This window comes from Jejubacter calystegiae, assembly GCF_005671395.1.
Lineage (GTDB): Bacteria > Pseudomonadota > Gammaproteobacteria > Enterobacterales > Enterobacteriaceae > Jejubacter > Jejubacter calystegiae.
Genome location: NZ_CP040428.1, coordinates 665,738 through 684,188 on the forward strand (window position 1 = coordinate 665,738; position 18,451 = coordinate 684,188).

Genomic DNA, 18,451 nt, shown 5'->3' on the forward strand with positions numbered 1-18,451 from the left:
GTTGCAAATGCGTAGCGCTACATCATGACCACGTCGAACTGCTCCTGGTTATAGAGCGGTTCAACTTTCACGATAACCTGCTTACCGACAAAGATTTCCACCTCCGCCAGCGCATGAGACTCTTCGCTCTTTAGCGTTTCCGCCACCGCAGACGAGGCATAGACCAGGAAACGGTCGGTATCATAGGCATGATAGACGCGCACGATTTCACGCATGATCTCATAGCACACGGTCTCAACGCTTTTCACCGTTCCACGGCCATGGCAGGTCGGGCATTCGTGGCACAGCACGTGTTCCAGGCTTTCACGGGTACGCTTGCGGGTCATCTCTACCAGCCCCAGCGGTGAGAAGCCGTTAATGCTGGTTTTTACCCGATCCTTACTCAGCGCCTGTTCCAGCGAATGTAGCACCCGGCGCCGGTGATCATCGCTACTCATATCGATAAAGTCGATGATGATAATGCCGCCCAGGTTGCGTAGCCGAAGCTGGCGGGCAATGGCCTGAGTCGCTTCGATATTGGTGTTAAAGATGGTGTCGTCCAGATTGCGATGACCGACAAAGGCGCCGGTATTAATATCGACGGTGGTCATCGCTTCGGTTTGATCAATGATCAGGTAGCCGCCTGATTTCAGCTCCACCTTACGATCCAGCGCTCGCTGGATCTCATTTTCCACATCGAAGAGATCGAAGATCGGCTGGCGACCGCTATAGTGTTCCAGCTTATCGGTCATCTCGGGGATATATTCGGCAGTGAACTCCATCAGCAGTTCCCAGGTGATGCGGGAGTCTACGCGGATCCTGTCCAGCGCGGCATCCGCAAAGTCCCGTAGCACGCGCTGGGCCAGCGCCAGTTCGCCGTAGAGCTTACAGCGGGTATGGTTACGCTTTTTGCGCTCCATTACCTTATTCCACACCCGCTTCAGGTAGGCGGCATCAGAGGCCAGCTCCTTGTCACTGACTCCTTCCGCTGCGGTGCGAATAATAAAGCCCCCCTGCTCGTCACAGTAGTCGCTGACGATCTGCTTCAGGCGTTCGCGTTCTTCTTCGCTTTCAATGCGCTGCGACACCCCCACGTGGGATGCTCCCGGCATAAACACCAGATAGCGGGAAGGCAGGGTAATATCGGTAGTCAGGCGCGCGCCCTTGGTGCCCAGCGGATCCTTGACCACCTGGACCATCAGATCCTGGCCCTGACGCACCAGTTCGGAGATATCACGTACCGTAAAATTTTTTTGTTCATCCCCCGCCACGCATTCGGTGTGGGGCATGATGTCGGAAGCGTGAAGGAACGCAGCCTTCTCAAGACCAATATCTACAAACGCCGCCTGCATACCTGGAAGTACCCGGCTGACGCGACCTTTGTAGATATTCCCTACGATTCCGCGCCGCGCTTCACGCTCTATATGAATTTCCTGAAGAATACCGCCATCAATATAGGCCACCCGCGTCTCCGACGGAGTGACATTTACCAGTAATTCAGCCGTCATGTTGTCCTCGTTCATCACGCAGGGCGTGAAAATTGCTCAGCAACTCCCGTGTTTCCACCAGCGGCAGACCAACGACGGCATAATAACTGCCGTTTATTTTTCTGACGAAACGGCCCCCCGCCCCCTGGATACCGTATCCACCTGCTTTATCCATGGGCTCGCCGCTTGCCACGTAGTCGGCGATATCCTGCCCGGAAAGTGAACAGAAGGTCACATCAGTCACCACCAGACAGTCCAGCATAGCCTGGGAATCCGCCAGCGCAACGGCGGTCATTACCTGGTGGGTCTGACCGGAAAGCTGGCGCAACATCTCGCTGGCATGCTCTGCATCGCGCGGTTTCTCCAGCACTTCGCCGTTTAAGATAACTATGGTATCTGCGCCGAGCACCGGCAAATTTTGCGTAGCCGCAGCAACGCCGGCGCGCGCTTTATCGCGCGCCAGACGCAGAACATATTGCCTCGCCTCTTCGCCAGGACGGCGCACCTCTTCCACCTGGGTAACGATGCGTTCAAAGCTGACGCCCAGTTGGGTCAGCAGCTCACGGCGCCGGGGCGACCCCGAGGCGAGATAGAGTTCTGTCATAGGTAACCTTTACTGAACGGAAAACTGCTGGCGAACCTTACGCATCAGCAGAAAAATCCACGGCCAGAGTATCCCGTTGACCAGGCTGCTCCAGAACACTTCCGGTCGAAACGAGACATTGATCACTAAAAATTCTGCCCAAAAGACAATGACATCCACTGCCAGCGACATCACTATCACCACCAGCGCCTGTTGCCAAAGCGCCAGGTTACGCAGTAGTTGAAACTTAAGCGCCACCAGATAGGCGACAATACTGAGCGCCAGTGCCCGTACCCCCAGCGTAGAGCCGCTGATCAGGTCAAGAATAGCCCCCAGTACAAAGCCAAGCCCCACGTTCACCCGGTGGGGCAGCGCCAGAATCCAGTATATAAGGATTAACAGCACCCAGTTGGGGCGGAAGACGATAATCTCATCCGGCCACGGCATCACCTGCAGCAGCAGCGCTATCAGAAAAGATAGCGCAATAACCCAGCGTCCCTGGCTACGGTATCCGGCCACTAGCGGCCTCCCGAAGCCGGGGCGACCGGCGTTGCAGGCTGAGTCGGCACAGAAGGCGCGGGCTGGGTCGCAGGCACGCCGTTAGCGCCTCCCGGCGGCGGAACCGGCATCGGACGTTGACCGGGCACCGCGGGTTGGATGCCGGTGGCCGGTGCCGGAAGCGGTGCCGGTGGACCCATCGGCGATGGCAGTACCTGCGGCATCATCTGCATCAGGCGCTCATTCGCCACCCGATGCACATCTTCCGGCGACAGCGGCGAAACACCGTTACGATCGGCGCCCCACAGCAGCAACAGGTAACGCAGACGCTGCAGACCCGCGGTCGGACGAGCCTGAATCACGGTATAAGCGCGCTGGGTATCCACCTTCACCGAAGAGACCACCCCGACAGGGTACCCTTCCGGGAAGCGCCCACCCAGGCCGGAAGTCACCAGCACATCCCCAACCCGGATATCGGTGTTGGCGGGCAGATGCTCCAGTTGCAGATCGTCGGTGCAGCCATTACCGGCAGCGATAACGCGGATGTCGTTACGCAGCACCTGGATCGGCAGCGCGTGGGTCGCGTCGCAAATCAACAATACCCGGCTGGTCATCTTAGCAACTGCTACCACCTGGCCGACCACGCCTTTATCGCTGATCACAGGCTGACCTTCGTAGACGCCATTCATGGTGCCTTTATCGATCACTACCTGATCGCTGTACGGATCGTTTACCGTAGAGATCACCTGCGTCACCATCTTCTGCTCATCCTGACGCAATGGCGATCCTAACAGCTCACGCAGACGGGCGTTTTCCTGACGATACTGCCCCATCAACAGCAGTTCGCTGTTTTTTGACAGAAGCTCCTGACGCAGTGCCCGGTTTTCCATTTCCAGACGTTCACGGGAGGTCAAAGACTGAGAAACGCTGTCGAGAAGCGCGCGGGGACCATTAGAAATAAAATAGAAAGGGCTGACGGCCGTGTCCATATACGTTCGGATCTGACTGAACGTACCAAGCCGACTGTCAGCGATAATCACACCGAGCGCCACCACTACCGCCAGGATAAGGCGAATCTGGAGTGACGGGCCACGGCTAAAAATTGGCTTCATAGGCTATGCGTATTCCCGAAATCAGAAGGGGGCCGAAGCCCCCTTCTCTTGCGACGGCTTATTCTTCGCTGAACAAGTCGCCGCCGTGCATGTCGATCATCTCCAGCGCTTTGCCGCCGCCACGGGCGACACAGGTCAGCGGATCTTCAGCAACGACGACAGGAATACCCGTCTCTTCCATCAGCAAACGGTCGAGGTTACGCAGCAGCGCACCACCGCCAGTGAGCACCATACCGCGCTCAGAGATATCGGAAGCCAGCTCCGGCGGACACTGCTCCAGCGCCACCATCACCGCGCTGACGATGCCGGTCAACGGCTCCTGCAGCGCTTCAAGGATTTCATTGGAGTTCAACGTAAAGCCACGCGGAACCCCTTCGGCCAGGTTACGGCCGCGGACTTCGATCTCACGCACTTCATCGCCCGGATAGGCGGAGCCGATTTCGTGCTTGATACGCTCAGCCGTGGCTTCGCCGATAAGAGACCCATAGTTGCGGCGCACGTAGTTGATAATCGCTTCATCGAAACGGTCACCGCCAATACGCACGGAAGAGGAGTAAACCACGCCATTCAGAGAGATAACGGCCACTTCAGTGGTACCGCCACCGATATCCACCACCATTGAGCCGGTAGCTTCAGAAACCGGCAGACCGGCACCAATAGCAGCCGCCATCGGCTCTTCGATCAGGAAAACTTCACGGGCACCTGCGCCCTGAGCGGATTCACGAATCGCACGACGCTCAACCTGAGTAGCGCCAACCGGAACGCACACCAGCACACGCGGGCTGGGGCGCATAAAGCTGTTGCTGTGCACCTGCTTAATAAAGTGCTGCAGCATTTTTTCGGTAACGAAAAAGTCGGCGATAACACCATCCTTCATAGGACGAATGGCGGCGATGTTGCCTGGTGTACGGCCAAGCATCTGTTTAGCGTCGTGCCCCACAGCGGCAACGCTCTTGGGGGAACCGGCACGATCCTGGCGAATGGCAACCACCGAAGGTTCATTCAGTACGATGCCTTGTCCTTTAACATAAATAAGGGTATTCGCGGTACCCAGATCAATGGACAGGTCATTGGAAAACATGCCACGAAATTTTTTCAACATACTAAGGGATAATCCTGAAAGCTGGGGCGGAAAACAAAATCCGCTTACTTTACCAACCACTCGAAGCAGCGACAAGGCGCAAAAAACGTTCTGCCTCGGTGAAAAATAGTACAGCTCGTTTCACTCGTAACAGATTGACACATTTCCCCGTTCTGACCCGGGTGATGTTGATTATTTATTCAATTTTCTGTTACAGCAAAGCGAAATAAACTGGTGTTATTACACTGCGACGTTCCAGTCGGCAGACCCCATGGCCCCCTTATGGATGCAGCGCGCAATATTCTACGTGAAAACCGGCTAAACGACAGGCTAAACCGGATATCTACGTGAATATTTTTTCACATTGCTGTCAAGAGGCTCTGAACCGACAAAGAATTCACCCTGTGCGCCACTCACCCCTTTCTCGATCAGCGTCTGCCATTCTCCACGGGTTCGCGTACCGGTAGCAAAAACCATGGTACGCGTTCCCTTGCAGGCTTCCACCAGGCTCTCAACAAACAACTGATTTTCAGTACGCTTGTCAATATTCCTGACCAGCCCAGGATACAGTTTGAGAATTTCCGCGTCCAAATCCTGGAGATAAGTCGTACTTACCACGGTCAATCCCGCCTGCGTAATGGCCACCCGAGCCCCCAGTACTTTAATCAGCCTGACGATCGGCTGTAAACGGCTGATGTATTGACAAACATCTGCCTCAGCAAGTTCAAAAAGAATTCGATTTCTTATCGATTTTTCACACTGCATCAAAGTATCGCGCAGCCAGCGTTGAAATGGACGGCGCAGCAGCGACTCCACGGTGACCGGAAAAGCCAGGGTCTCTTCCGGCCAGAAACGCAATAGCGGAATCATGCGGGAGATCATCTGGCGGTCATACTGCTCCGCTAAACCAAGTTGCTGAACCACCGGCATATACTCCGCCGACGTCACCTCAGTCTCGCCGTCGAAGATGCGCCCGGCCATTTCCCGGTGATGCACTTCACCGCTACGCAGCACTGAAGGTTTCTGATACAGACGCGGCCCGCCGCGACGCAGGGCATCTTCCAGCATAGTACGCCACTTCACATTGCCGCGGCCTTTTTCCGGCAGCTTGTCATCATAGACCGCCCAACTGTTGCTGCCCTGGAGCACGGCATTGCGTACCGCCGCTTCGGCATGCTCCATCACCTGTTCCACGCTCTGACCGCCGCGCCAGGCGCAGATACCAATATGCACCATATCCAGGGGATCCAGCATACGGGTGGGCGGCATCGCATCCACCGATTTCAGCAACTGGCTGGCAATGCCGTCCGCTTCTTTCAGGGTGCTGTGCGGGAGCAGAACAGCAAAATCGTTGTGGAAATAGCGCGCCAGCAACGCGCCGGGGTAACGCATCACAAAAGTCGACAGCAGATTGATCAGGTTATAAAGGTAGTCATCGACGGAGTGACGCTCCCAGGTTTCGCGCAAAATTTCGAAATCCGGCACGCGGATCATCATCACCATGCCGTGGGTACCTACCTGTTCATTATCTTCCAGCAACATGGCGAGCTGATTTTCAAAAAACAGGCGATTGCTCAGACCCGTCTGCGCATCCTGAGCCGCATAGGAGCGGATCAGCGTATCCACACGGCTGCGCTGCTCCCCGGCGTTGTGCAGTTCGCTCAGCAGAACATCCATCGCGCTACTGGTCCGCGGCGGCCACTCATGCAGCGAACCACGCACTACTTTTCCCCGTTCGCCGTTCAGAATTCGGGTGGAGCGACTTTCCAGTAGCTCCAGGCCGGAAAACTGGCGTTTCACCCAACGGGCGCCAAATACCAGCACGATAACCATAAAGGCAATCGCCAGCGAGAGCGGCGTCGTGGTCAGCAGCGAATGGAAGTAATCATCGACGGGATCGCGCCAGGTCAGATGCAGCACCAGGCTGGGGTGCTTCACCAGCCGTACCGAGTGGTGGCGCAGGCGCACATGCTGCCCGGCGGGTTGATAGCTGGGCGGAAGTTCATGATCCAGCACCTGAAGGCTGCCCGAACTCAGCGTCAGGCGGACAATCTCCAGCGGAACCATCATATCGTTAAGGCGATCGTCCAGCTGCTCAGGCGGGCGCACCAGCAGTTCGTTATCCACCAGCGCTACAATTCGGTTCAGACGGTGCTCGCCCCGCTCATGAATCGAATGGTAAAAACTCCACGAACACCCCAACAGGGTGACCAGAATAGCCAGCCCCGTCAGCAGGGTCATAAAGGTGGAAAATTTCGTCGTTAAGCGCATCCCTGTGTTAACTCCGTCGGATGTACAGAAGCAGCCTGTGGCTTCGCAATGCGGCTTCCGGCTCTATTATATAAGTAAGTACTAACTATCTTGTGTGAGACTGCCATTTTATCAGACATGCGGCAGCTTACCTCACCTTTTTATTGCGATAAATCGCCTTCTCTACGGCGTCATGCGAGTATAGTCGCTGGTGCTTATTTTTAAATGACCCGGAGGATTTCGATGCAGGCTCTTATCCTTAATCAACGCGACGGCCAGACCCATGCCGCTGTTGAATCGCTCGACCCGGCGTCCCTGCCCGAAGGCGACGTAACCGTAGAGGTGGATTACTCCAGCCTTAACTATAAAGATGCGCTGGCGATTACCGGCAAAGGGAAAATTGTGCGTCAGTTCCCCATGGTGCCCGGCATCGACTTTGCCGGTCGGGTACAGCACAGTAAGGATCCCCGCTTCCATGTTGGACAGTCCGTTCTCCTCACCGGCTGGGGCGTAGGCGAAGGCCACTGGGGCGGTCTTGCCGGCGCAGCCCGGGTGAAAGGCGATTGGTTGGTTCCCATGCCTGAAGGGCTGGACAGCCGTAAGGCGATGATTATCGGCACCGCAGGCTTCACCGCAATGCTGTGCGTTATGGCACTGCTCGACGCCGGAATCACGCCAGATCACGGTGAAATTCTGGTTACCGGCGCCAGCGGCGGCGTGGGCAGTACCGCCGTGGCCCTGCTTCATCAGCTTGGCTATCAGGTTGTGGCGGTCTCCGGCCGCGAAACCACGCACGACTATCTGCGCAGCCTTGGCGCTCAGCGTATCCTGGCGCGCGCGGAATTCGGCTCCGGGCGTCCGCTGGAAAAACAGCTGTGGGCTGGCGCTATCGACACCGTCGGCGGAGAAGTACTGGCGAAGGTGCTTTCTCAGATCCATTACGGCGGTTGCGTGGCCGCCTGCGGCCTGGCAGGAGGATTCACCCTGCCCACCACCGTAATGCCGTTTATTCTGCGCAATGTGCGACTGCAGGGCGTTGACTCAGTGATGACCCCGCCCGCTCGCCGCTACGAAGCCTGGCAGCGCCTGGCCCGGGATCTTCCTTCTTCCTTTTATGCACAGAGTGCCACGGAGATCGGTCTGGCTCAGGCCGTAGAGTATGCCGAACGCATCATCAATAACCAGGCCCGGGGACGCACCCTGGTGAAGGTCGGTTAATCTTCAATTTTTCGTGACATATTCGCATTCGCAATCCGCCTCCGTCATGCTGATGAAAAGGCATGACGGAGGATACATGAATGAAAACCAAAAAGTTGACGGAGGCCGATGTCACGGCAGAGTCTGTCTTTATGTTACAGCGCCGCCAGATTCTGAAGATGTTAGGAATTGGCGCTACCGCGCTCACGCTTACGCCTCCAGCACAGGCCAGCCTGCTCGACTGGTTTAAAGGCAACGATCGTCCCCCCGCTCCCGCAGGCAAAGCGCTGGACTTCAGCAAACCGCCGCAGTGGCAAAGCGACCTGCCGCTAACCCCGGAAAACAAAGTCACCGGCTACAACAACTTTTATGAATTTGGTCTCGATAAAGCTGACCCGGCCGCCAACGCAGGTGCGATGGCGACCGATCCCTGGACGCTTACCATCGACGGTGAAGTGGCCAAACCGCTCACTCTGGATCACGATGCGCTGGCCTCCCGTTTCCCGCTTGCCGAGCGTATCTACCGCATGCGCTGCGTGGAAGCCTGGTCAATGGTCATCCCCTGGATCGGCTTCCCACTGCATAAGCTCCTGGCCCTGGTGGAGCCCACCAGCCATGCAAAATATGTCGCCTTTCAGACCCTCTATGCGCCGGAGCAGATGCCAGGACAGAAGGACCGCTTTATCGGCGGTGGGCTGAAATATCCCTACGTGGAAGGATTACGTCTGGATGAGGCTATGCATCCGCTGACGCTGATGAGCGTAGGCGTTTATGGTAAAGCGTTACCGCCGCAGAACGGCGCGCCGATTAGATTAATCGTTCCCTGGAAGTACGGGTTCAAAGGGATTAAATCCATCGTCCGCATCCGCCTGACCCGTGAACGACCGCCCACCACATGGAATCTGTCGGCCCCGAATGAATATGGCTTTTACGCCAACGTGAATCCGCACGTGGATCATCCGCGCTGGTCCCAGGCCACCGAGCGCGTCATTGGCGCCGGCGGCATTCTCAAGGTCGAACGTCAGCCGACATTGCTGTTCAATGGCTACGCCGACCAGGTCGCCTCGCTATATCGTGGGCTTAACCTTAAGGAGAATTTCTAAGTGCGTATGACAGCGGGCCAAATCACCTGGCTGAAAGTTTTTTTGCATGCGGCAGCGTTAGCTCCATTGCTATGGCTGTTCTGGGCTGGATTTCAGGGCAACCTCAGCGCCGATCCGGCCCGGGATATTCAACACTTTACCGGGCGGACAGCTCTGAAATTATTGTTGGCGACCTTGCTCATCGCCCCGCTGGCGCGCTACGCTAAGCAGCCGCTACTGATGCGCACCCGCCGCTTACTGGGTCTGTGGTGCTTTGCGTGGGCCTCGTTCCATCTGGTCAGCTATGCGCTGCTGGAGCTGGGTATTAACAATCTGGTGTTACTGGGGCAGGAAGTTATCCGTCGTCCGTATCTGACGTTGGGCCTGATCGGCTGGCTAATACTGTTGGCGCTGGCGATAACCTCCACCCGTTCAGCGCAGCGTAAACTGGGTCCCCGTTGGCAAAAACTGCATAACTTCGTCTATCTGGTCGCTATCCTCGCGCCCGTCCACTATCTATGGTCCGTGAAGACGTTGTCACCCCAACCGGTTATCTACGCCCTGTTGGCATTGCTGCTTTTAGCCACCCGATATCGCAAATTCCGCCAGTGGTGGCGCTAGCTCACCATTTCTGTGTCCTTCCCCGCAGAATGCTTTATCAACCGCGATTCTTTGGCGATTGCGGTTGATAATCTTCCCTGATACGACCAGTATTTAGCTGCTAAATGCCACGAAATCATTATAATGTGCCCCCACGATTGCTTCTGATGGCTTTTTAAACACATTCAGGGGTGACAACCACGCATCGAAGGTATATTTTGTAATATCACCGAAAATTGCAGGAGATGGCAGCACAATGGCGGACAAGTTTCAGGTTTTGCTTCTCAACGGGCCTAACCTCAATATGCTCGGCACGCGCGAACCGGAGAAATACGGTAGCCAGACGCTGGCCGAGATTGTTAGCCAGCTGCGCACTCAGGCAGAAGCGCTGAACGTCACGCTGGATCACCTGCAGTCTAACGCTGAGCATGAACTTATCGACCGTATTCATCAGGCTAAAGGTCAGGTTGACTATATCCTGATTAATCCGGCCGCATTCACGCACACCAGCGTGGCATTGCGTGACGCTTTGCTGGCGGTGAGCATCCCATTTATTGAGATTCACCTGAGCAACGTGCATGCGCGCGAGCCGTTCCGTCACCACTCGTATCTTTCCGATATCGCCGCTGGCGTTATCTGCGGGCTGGGCGCGGATGGCTACACCTATGCACTCCAGACGGCGGTTAACCGTCTGTCATACACAAACTAAACAAAGAGTACGGAACCCACTCATGGATATTCGTAAGATTAAAAAACTGATTGAGCTGGTTGAAGAATCAGGCATCGCTGAGCTGGAAATTTCTGAAGGCGAAGAGTCTGTACGTATCAGCCGCGCCGTCGCCAACCAGCCCGCACCGGTTATGCAGCAATGGGCCGTTCCTCAGCAGCCGCAGCCGGCACTGTCCAACGCGGTGGCTCCGGCAGCAACACCGGCAATGGAAGCCCCTGCCAGCCCGGAAGTCAGTGGTCACATCGTACGTTCCCCGATGGTCGGGACGTTCTATCGCACCCCGAGTCCGGATGCGAAGGCCTTTGTGGAAGTGGGACAGAAAGTCAATGTAGGCGACACTCTGTGCATCGTTGAAGCAATGAAAATGATGAACCAGATCGAAGCTGATAAAGCTGGCGTGGTGAAAGCCGTTCTGGTGGAAAGTGGCCAACCGGTAGAATTTGACGAGCCGCTGGTCGTCATCGAATAACGAGGCGAACATGCTGGATAAAATTGTTATCGCCAACCGTGGTGAAATCGCCCTGCGAATCCTGCGTGCCTGCAAAGAGCTGGGCATCAAGACCGTCGCCGTGCACTCCACCGCGGATCGCGATCTGAAACACGTACTGCTAGCGGACGAGACTGTCTGTATCGGTCCGGCGCCGTCAGTAAAGAGCTACCTGAATATCCCGGCTATTATCTCCGCGGCAGAAATCACCGGTGCGGTAGCTGTCCACCCGGGATACGGCTTCCTGTCTGAGAACGCTAACTTCGCCGAACAGGTTGAACAGTCCGGCTTTATCTTCATTGGCCCTAAAGCGGAAACCATCCGTCTGATGGGAGACAAAGTCTCCGCCATCAACGCCATGAAGAAAGCGGGCGTTCCTTGCGTTCCGGGTTCCGACGGTCCGCTGGACGATGATATGGACCGTAACCGCGCCATTGCTAAACGCATTGGCTACCCGGTTATCATCAAAGCCTCCGGCGGCGGCGGCGGTCGCGGTATGCGCGTGGTGCGCAGCGACGCCGAACTGGCGCAGTCCATCACCATGACCCGAGCTGAAGCGAAAGCGGCATTCAGCAACGACATGGTCTACATGGAAAAATACCTGGAAAATCCGCGCCATATCGAAATTCAGGTACTGGCTGACGGCCAGGGCGGCGCCATCTATCTGGCAGAGCGCGACTGCTCCATGCAGCGTCGTCACCAGAAAGTGGTGGAAGAAGCGCCGGCGCCGGGCATCACTCCGGAACTGCGTCGCTATATTGGCGAACGCTGCACCAAGGCCTGTGTTGATATCGGCTACCGCGGCGCGGGTACCTTCGAGTTCCTGTTTGAAAACGGCGAGTTCTACTTCATTGAGATGAACACCCGTATTCAGGTAGAGCACCCGGTAACGGAAATGATTACCGGCGTTGACCTGATCAAAGAGCAGCTGCGTATTGCTGCCGGTCAGCCTCTCTCCATCAAACAGGAAGAGGTCATGGTACGCGGCCACGCAGTCGAATGCCGTATCAACGCCGAAGATCCCAACACCTTCCTGCCGAGCCCGGGTAAAATCACCCGTTTCCACGCGCCAGGCGGTTTTGGGGTACGCTGGGAGTCACATATCTACGCTGGCTATACAGTGCCGCCGTACTATGACTCCATGATCGGTAAGCTTATTTGCTACGGTGAAAACCGTGATGTGGCGATTGCGCGTATGCGTAACGCGCTGCAGGAGCTGATTATCGACGGTATCAAAACCAACGTCGAGCTGCAGATGCGCATCATGAATGACGAAAACTTCCAGCACGGTGGAACTAACATCCACTACCTGGAGAAAAAACTGGGTCTCCAGTAAGTTATCTTCCTCGTCACGCAAGGGCCGGTTTTTACCGGCCCTTCTTTTTTCGCCCCGCAGGGAGGGGATAAGGTACAATCGCCGCTTTATCTGACAACCCGGGGAACAAAGATGGATAACCGTTTTGTTCAGGCTCACAAAGAGGCCCGTTGGGCACTGTGGCTGACCCTGCTCTATCTGGTCGCCTGGACCCTGGCCGCATGGCTACCCGACTCTACGCCCGGCCTGACCGGCCTACCGCACTGGTTCGAAATGGCCTGCCTGCTGGTACCGCTGATCTTTTTCGCCCTCTGCTGGCTTATGGTACGGGGAATCTTCCGCGATATCCCACTGGAGGATGACCATGCAGACTGAAGTTATCCTGCCGCTGATCGCCTATCTGCTGGTGGTATTCAGCATTTCGCTGTGGGCCATACGCCGCCGCCGACAGGGCAATTTCCTGAATGAGTACTTCCTGGGTGGACGCTCCATGGGCGGCTTCGTGCTGGCTATGACCCTGACGGCCACCTACATTAGCGCCAGTTCCTTTATCGGTGGCCCTGGAGCGGCCTATAAGTACGGTCTGGGCTGGGTATTGCTGTCAATGATTCAACTGCCCGCTATCTGGCTGTCGCTGGGCATACTCGGCAAGAAGTTCGCCATCCTGGCCCGACGCTATAACGCCGTGACCCTCAACGATATGCTCTATGCCCGCTACCAGAGTCGACTGCTGGTCTGGCTGGCCAGCCTGAGCCTGCTGGTCGCCTTTATCGGTGCCATGACGGTACAGTTTATCGGCGGCGCGCGGCTGTTGGAGACGGCAGCGGGGATCCCTTACGAAAGCGGCCTGCTAATTTTTGGGATCAGCATCGCGCTCTATACCGCTTTCGGCGGCTTCCGTGCCAGCGTGCTGAACGACGCCATGCAGGGGCTGGTGATGCTGATTGGCACCCTGCTGCTGCTGGTCGGGATTATTCACGCCGCAGGCGGTCTGCCCGCCGCGGTGAGCAAGCTCCAGCATATCGATCCTCAACTGGTGACGCCGCAGGGGGCAGATAATATTCTGACGCCTTCGTTTCTGGCCTCGTTCTGGGTGCTGGTCTGCTTCGGGGTTATCGGTCTGCCCCATACCGCCGTGCGCTGTATCTCCTACAAAGACAGTAAGGCGGTGCACCGCGGTATGATTATTGGCACCCTGATGGTGGGTATCCTGATGCTGGGTATGCATCTGGCCGGCGCACTGGGGCGTGCGGTGATCCCCGATCTGGCCATTCCGGATCAGGTGATACCGACGTTGATGGTTGCCGTACTGCCGCCGGTAGCCGCCGGGATCTTTCTGGCCGCGCCTATGGCGGCCATTATGTCGACGATCAACGCTCAGTTGCTTCAGTCATCGGCGACGATCGTCAAGGATCTCTGGCTCAGCATGCGCCCGGAACAGGCCACCAACGAGCGACGACTTAAGCGTATGTCCACTGCGATTACCCTGATCCTCAGCGCCCTGCTGCTGCTGGCCGCCTGGCATCCCCCCCAGATGATCATCTGGCTTAATCTGCTGGCCTTCGGCGGCCTGGAGGCGGTTTTTCTGTGGCCACTGGTGCTCGGACTTTACTGGGAGCGCGCCAACGCCGCAGGAGCCCTTAGCGCTATGATTAGCGGTGGCGTACTTTACGCCCTCCTGGCTACGCTGAAGGTAGAAGTACTGGGCTTCCATCCCATTGTTCCCTCCCTGCTGGTCAGCCTTCTGTGCTTTCTGGTCGGGAACCGGTTTGGCCGCGCCAGTGTCCCGGCCACCGTTTATTAACCTGCTTATCAAGAAAGAGTTTTGCCATGCCATGGATTCAACTGAAAATTAATACCACCGGCTCATACGCGGAAGAGCTGGGAGACGCCCTGATGGAAAGCGGAGCGGTATCCGTCACCTTTCAGGACACCCATGACACGCCAGTGTTCGAACCGCTGCCAGGCGAAACCCGACTGTGGGGCGATACCGACGTTATCGGTCTGTTCGACGCCGAATGTGATATGAAGGCCGCCGTGGCGCAGCTGGAACAGCATCCTTTGCTGGGCGCGGGCTTCCACCATAAAATCGAACAGCTCGAAGATAAAGACTGGGAACGCGAATGGATGGAGAACTTCCACCCCATGCGTTTTGGCGAGCGCCTGTGGATCTGCCCAAGCTGGCGTGACGTTCCCGATGAAAACGCCGTTAACGTCATGCTCGACCCGGGTCTGGCTTTTGGTACTGGTACTCATCCTACAACGTCTCTGTGTCTGACTTGGCTGGATGGCCTGGATCTGACCGGTAAAACCGTGATTGATTTCGGCTGTGGCTCCGGCATTCTCGCCATCGCGGCACTAAAACTGGGCGCCGCGCGCGCTATCGGCATCGATATCGACCCTCAGGCCATTCAGGCCAGCCGCGATAACGCTGAACGTAACGGCGTGGCCGGGCGTCTGGAACTCTACCTGCCTCATCAGCAGCCGGACGGGCTACAGGCCGACGTCGTGGTCGCTAACATCCTTGCTGGCCCTCTGCGCGAGCTGGCGCCTTTGATTAGCGTTCTGCCAATCCAGGGTGGGCTGCTGGGGCTCTCCGGCGTGCTGGCGAGCCAGGCGGAAGGCGTTTGTGAAGCCTATCGTGAACGCTTCACGCTTGATCCGGTGGCTAAAAAAGAGGAATGGTGCCGTATTACCGGCACCAGGAAATGATGCGTTCTCAAACGAAGCGTAAACAAGGTCCTTTTTTCATTCAAATTTAGTCGCTTTATTCATCTGAAAATCCCTATTATTAACGCGTGATGGTTACTCCCTGCAGTGACTATCACGCTGACAATAATATTCAAGGGATGAATAACTATGGCAAAGAAGCTTAATGGCATCATGCTGGCGATGTTGCTGTTGCCTGTTGCAGCCACCGCCTCCCACTGGGGATACGAGGGTAATGAATCGCCAGAACATTGGGGCGAGCTGGATAGTAACTGGACAGAGTGCCAGAAAGGCCAGAATCAGGCTCCGGTAGATATCCGCGAAACCTACAACGTCCATCTAAAACCACTCAGAACACAGTATACGACCAGTCCTGATACACTGTTGAACAACGGCCATACCATCCAGGCAAGTTACAATGACAGCAATACGGCGAATACTCTCTTTCTCGACAACGACTCTTTTACGCTTAAACAGTTCCACTTCCATGCACCCAGCGAAAATATGATCCATGGGAAACACTACCCTATGGAGCTCCATTTAGTACACCAGAACAGTGACGGTGAAATCGCCGTTGTGGCGGTCATGTTTGTCCCGGGTACCGCCAGTACCGAACTGGCAAAATTATGGAAGGTCATGCCCGACCATGCGGACAAGAGCTCATCGCTGTTGGCAAGGATTGATGTAAACAAACTGCTGCCAGGCGATAAAACATACTGGCGCTTTAGTGGCTCGCTAACAACCCCGCCCTGTAGCGAAGGGGTCAGGTGGATAGTCATGAAACACCCCCTTCAGGCATCCGCTGAACAGCTGGCGCAGTTTAAATCTGTGATACATCACTCGAACAATCGCCCTGTACAAAAGTTGCACGGCCGTACGATTCTGGAGTAACTATGACTATCGGGTAGGGCGACACCCTACCCCCTTTCATAGCGGCTATCCGAAAGTTAGCGCTATTCCAGTACTAATAACCACCAAATTCCCTCTCCAGGCAGCATAATGTTCCATAGAGATGGCACAGTGTCGGCATAATTTAAAAGCAGTAACGAAAAAATTAAACGTGCCACAAAACGCTCATGATAATATAACAAATTGATTAATAAGCATTATTTTAAAAAATTTGTTCGGAGATAGCGGTTTCATTGATCTACAACATCTGATTGTTCAAAGTTTGGCCTTTCATCTCGTGCAAAAAATGCGTAATATACGCCGCCTTGCAGGCATATATGGTCATTTCTTAACTCATGCGCATCGGACAATACCAGCTCAGAAATCGACTGATCGCAGCCCCAATGGCCGGGATTACTGACCGACCGTTTCGGACGCTGTGTCACGAGATGGGAGCCGGACTGACCGTTTCAGAGATGATGTCATCGAACCCGGAAGTTTGGGCCAGTGATAAGTCTCGCCTGCGAATGGTGCATGTGGATGAACCGGGGATTCGTACGGTTCAGATTGCCGGTAGCGAACCGGAAGATATGGCCGAGGCCGCACGGATTAACGTGAAAAACGGCGCCCAGATTATTGATATCAATATGGGGTGCCCGGCCAAGAAAGTGAATCGAAAACTGGCAGGTTCCGCCCTGCTGCAGTACCCGGAGCTGGTGAAAAGGATTCTCAGCGCTGTGGTAAATGCGGTAGACGTGCCTGTTACGTTGAAGATCCGCACCGGTTGGGATCCTGAACATCGCAACTGTGCGGAAATAGCCCAACTGGCCGAAAGCTGTGGTATTCAGGCATTGACCATCCATGGTCGTACCCGTGCCTGCCTGTTCAAAGGCGAGGCGGAATACGACAGCATTCGGACGGTTAAACAGTTGGTTTCCATTCCGGTTATCGCGAATGGTGACCTGACTACCCCGCAAAAAGCCAGAGCCGTGCTCGAATATACCGGAGCAGATGCTCTGATGATTGGACGTGCGGCTCAGGGAAGACCCTGGATCTTTCGGGAAATCCAGCATTATCTGGACACGGGTGAGTTGCTGCCCCCGCTGCCACTGGCAGAGGTTAAGCGCTTACTTTGCGCGCACGTTAGGGAACTTCATGCCTTCTATGGTGAGGTAAAGGGGTACCGAATTGCGCGTAAGCACGTCTCATGGTATCTCCAGGAGCACGCGCCCAGTGACCAGTTTCGGCGCACATTCAACGCCATTGAGGATGCCAGCGAACAGCTGGAGGCGTTGGAGGCATACTTCGAAAATTTTGCGTAACCAGAAATAAAAGAGCTGACAGAACTATGTTCGAACAACGCGTAAATTCTGACGTACTGACCGTTTCTACCGTTAACTCTCAGGACCAGGTGACTCAAAAGCCCCTGCGTGACTCGGTAAAACAGGCACTGAAGAACTATTTTGCTCAACTGAATGGTCAGGACGTTAATGACCTGTATGAGCTGGTACTGGCTGAAGTAGAGCAGCCCCTGTTGGACATGGTGATGCAATACACCCGCGGTAACCAGACCCGCGCAGCCCTGATGATGGGTATCAACCGCGGCACGCTGCGTAAGAAACTGAAAAAATACGGCATGAACTGATTATCCGTTACATGTTGATAAAAGGCGCTGACCGGCATGGGAAAGCGCCTTTTTTATTGCCTGTATCCCTCGCTCCCCGGTCCCCAAAGCCAAAGGCTCCATCCTTACCTGATGCTCGTTAAAACGCTACAGAAGGCACCAGGGCATCACAATACCCAACTTGTCCAGGGACCCTGCTACCCGCAGGAAAGCACAAGCAGCCTGACACATTACCTCCGCAGTTCCGTCTGAGCGTGGTCCAATGCCACGTTAAGGTCTTTATAGGCCTTTAGCTATTGTCCTGCCGCATGGCCTGATAAACCGTCACACCGGGTATGAGGGAGCTCAATGACAGAGCGGGAATATGATAAGAGGTTTTACGGTAGATGACGTGGAAGAATTTCAACGTCAGTAACGAAAAAGGCCCGGTCAGATGACCGGGCCTTTTTCTTAATTGATGTCTGGCAGTTCCCTACTCTCGCATGGGGAGACCCCACACTACCATCGGCGCTACGGCGTTTCACTTCTGAGTTCGGCATGGGGTCAGGTGGGACCACCGCGCTCTCGCCGCCAGACAAATTCTTTTCTTAAGCGCCGAACTTTAACCGAATAAAGTGGTGCTGATACCCAGAGTCGAACTGGGGACCTCACCCTTACCAAGGGTGCGCTCTACCAACTGAGCCATATCAGCACACTAAATTTGATGCCTGGCAGTTCCCTACTCTCGCATGGGGAGACCCCACACTACCATCGGCGCTACGGCGTTTCACTTCTGAGTTCGGCATGGGGTCAGGTGGGACCACCGCGCTCTCGCCGCCAGGCAAATTCT

The 18,451-nt window shown here is 55.6% G+C and carries 18 protein-coding genes, 1 tRNA gene and 2 rRNA genes; 12 read left to right on the top strand and 9 right to left on the bottom strand.

The window, feature by feature from the left end:
• Positions 1–17 precede the first annotated feature (17 nt).
• From rng to csrD, 6 genes are all read right to left on the bottom strand, one after another.
• The gene (gene rng / locus FEM41_RS03045; protein ID WP_138094332.1) at positions 18–1,487 is read right to left on the bottom strand and encodes a ribonuclease G; all 1,470 of its coding nucleotides are present in this window, start codon (positions 1,485–1,487) and stop codon (positions 18–20) included.
• On the bottom strand, positions 1,477–2,070 hold the full coding sequence (locus FEM41_RS03050; protein ID WP_138094334.1) for a Maf family protein: 594 nt from the start codon (positions 2,068–2,070) through the stop codon (positions 1,477–1,479). Before FEM41_RS03050 ends, rng begins: the two co-directional genes overlap by 11 nt.
• Positions 2,071–2,079: 9 nt before the next feature.
• Entirely contained in the window at positions 2,080–2,568 is a 489-nt protein-coding gene (gene mreD / locus FEM41_RS03055) for a rod shape-determining protein MreD (protein ID WP_138094336.1), read from the bottom strand.
• Complete coding sequence (gene mreC / locus FEM41_RS03060) at positions 2,568–3,659, bottom strand: rod shape-determining protein MreC (RefSeq protein ID WP_138094338.1); 1,092 nt, start codon at positions 3,657–3,659, stop codon at positions 2,568–2,570. The genes mreD and mreC overlap by 1 nt, the downstream gene beginning before the upstream one ends.
• 58 nt (positions 3,660–3,717) lie before the next feature.
• Positions 3,718–4,761: a rod shape-determining protein MreB gene (gene mreB, locus FEM41_RS03065; RefSeq protein WP_000913396.1), complete on the bottom strand. Its 1,044-nt coding sequence runs from the start codon at positions 4,759–4,761 to the stop codon at positions 3,718–3,720.
• A gap of 309 nt (positions 4,762–5,070) precedes the next feature.
• A complete protein-coding gene (gene csrD, locus FEM41_RS03070) occupies positions 5,071–7,011 on the bottom strand; it encodes an RNase E specificity factor CsrD (protein ID WP_138094340.1) in 1,941 nt (646 codons plus the stop codon).
• A gap of 222 nt (positions 7,012–7,233) precedes the next feature.
• Here csrD and acuI point away from each other — a divergent pair, with 222 nt between their 5' ends.
• From acuI to fis, 12 genes are all read left to right on the top strand, one after another.
• Positions 7,234–8,208, top strand: coding sequence for an acrylyl-CoA reductase (NADPH) (gene acuI, locus FEM41_RS03075; protein ID WP_138094342.1), 975 nt, complete (start codon positions 7,234–7,236; stop codon positions 8,206–8,208).
• An 80-nt stretch (positions 8,209–8,288) separates the two neighbouring features.
• Positions 8,289–9,290, top strand: coding sequence for a protein-methionine-sulfoxide reductase catalytic subunit MsrP (gene msrP / locus FEM41_RS03080; RefSeq protein WP_138094344.1), 1,002 nt, complete (start codon positions 8,289–8,291; stop codon positions 9,288–9,290).
• Complete coding sequence (msrQ, locus tag FEM41_RS03085; RefSeq protein ID WP_138094346.1) at positions 9,291–9,890, top strand: protein-methionine-sulfoxide reductase heme-binding subunit MsrQ; 600 nt, start codon at positions 9,291–9,293, stop codon at positions 9,888–9,890.
• A gap of 235 nt (positions 9,891–10,125) precedes the next feature.
• Entirely contained in the window at positions 10,126–10,578 is a 453-nt protein-coding gene (aroQ, locus tag FEM41_RS03090) for a type II 3-dehydroquinate dehydratase (RefSeq protein WP_138094349.1), read from the top strand.
• 22 nt (positions 10,579–10,600) lie between these two features.
• Complete coding sequence (gene accB, locus FEM41_RS03095; RefSeq protein WP_138094351.1) at positions 10,601–11,068, top strand: acetyl-CoA carboxylase biotin carboxyl carrier protein; 468 nt, start codon at positions 10,601–10,603, stop codon at positions 11,066–11,068.
• A 10-nt stretch (positions 11,069–11,078) separates the two neighbouring features.
• Positions 11,079–12,422 (top strand): acetyl-CoA carboxylase biotin carboxylase subunit, encoded by a 1,344-nt coding sequence (gene accC / locus FEM41_RS03100; RefSeq protein WP_138094353.1) that lies wholly within the window; start codon positions 11,079–11,081, stop codon positions 12,420–12,422.
• A 111-nt stretch (positions 12,423–12,533) separates the two neighbouring features.
• A complete protein-coding gene (locus FEM41_RS03105; RefSeq protein WP_138094355.1) occupies positions 12,534–12,776 on the top strand; it encodes a YhdT family protein in 243 nt (80 codons plus the stop codon).
• Complete coding sequence (gene panF / locus FEM41_RS03110; RefSeq protein WP_138094357.1) at positions 12,766–14,205, top strand: sodium/pantothenate symporter; 1,440 nt, start codon at positions 12,766–12,768, stop codon at positions 14,203–14,205. Before FEM41_RS03105 ends, panF begins: the two co-directional genes overlap by 11 nt.
• Positions 14,206–14,231: 26 nt before the next feature.
• The gene (prmA, locus tag FEM41_RS03115; RefSeq protein WP_138094359.1) at positions 14,232–15,113 is read left to right on the top strand and encodes a 50S ribosomal protein L11 methyltransferase; all 882 of its coding nucleotides are present in this window, start codon (positions 14,232–14,234) and stop codon (positions 15,111–15,113) included.
• Positions 15,114–15,260: 147 nt separating this feature from the next.
• The gene (locus FEM41_RS03120; protein WP_138094361.1) at positions 15,261–16,001 is read left to right on the top strand and encodes a carbonic anhydrase; all 741 of its coding nucleotides are present in this window, start codon (positions 15,261–15,263) and stop codon (positions 15,999–16,001) included.
• A 353-nt stretch (positions 16,002–16,354) separates the two neighbouring features.
• Positions 16,355–17,320 carry a tRNA dihydrouridine synthase DusB gene (gene dusB / locus FEM41_RS03125; protein ID WP_138094363.1) on the top strand — a complete coding sequence of 322 codons (966 nt, stop codon included), beginning with the start codon at positions 16,355–16,357 and terminating at the stop codon, positions 17,318–17,320.
• A 26-nt stretch (positions 17,321–17,346) separates the two neighbouring features.
• Positions 17,347–17,643: a DNA-binding transcriptional regulator Fis gene (gene fis / locus FEM41_RS03130; RefSeq protein WP_000462905.1), complete on the top strand. Its 297-nt coding sequence runs from the start codon at positions 17,347–17,349 to the stop codon at positions 17,641–17,643.
• 438 nt (positions 17,644–18,081) lie between these two features.
• On the opposite strand, the gene rrf (FEM41_RS03135) is transcribed toward fis, so the two are convergent.
• The 3 genes from rrf (FEM41_RS03135) to rrf (FEM41_RS03145) all read right to left on the bottom strand — a co-directional run bounded on the left by rrf (FEM41_RS03135) (position 18,082) and on the right by rrf (FEM41_RS03145) (position 18,443).
• Positions 18,082–18,197, bottom strand: a 5S ribosomal RNA gene (rrf, locus tag FEM41_RS03135).
• 40 nt (positions 18,198–18,237) lie between these two features.
• Positions 18,238–18,313: transfer RNA gene (locus tag FEM41_RS03140), tRNA-Thr, on the bottom strand.
• A 14-nt stretch (positions 18,314–18,327) separates the two neighbouring features.
• Positions 18,328–18,443: ribosomal RNA gene (rrf, locus tag FEM41_RS03145) — 5S ribosomal RNA — on the bottom strand.
• Positions 18,444–18,451: the final 8 nt, after the last annotated feature.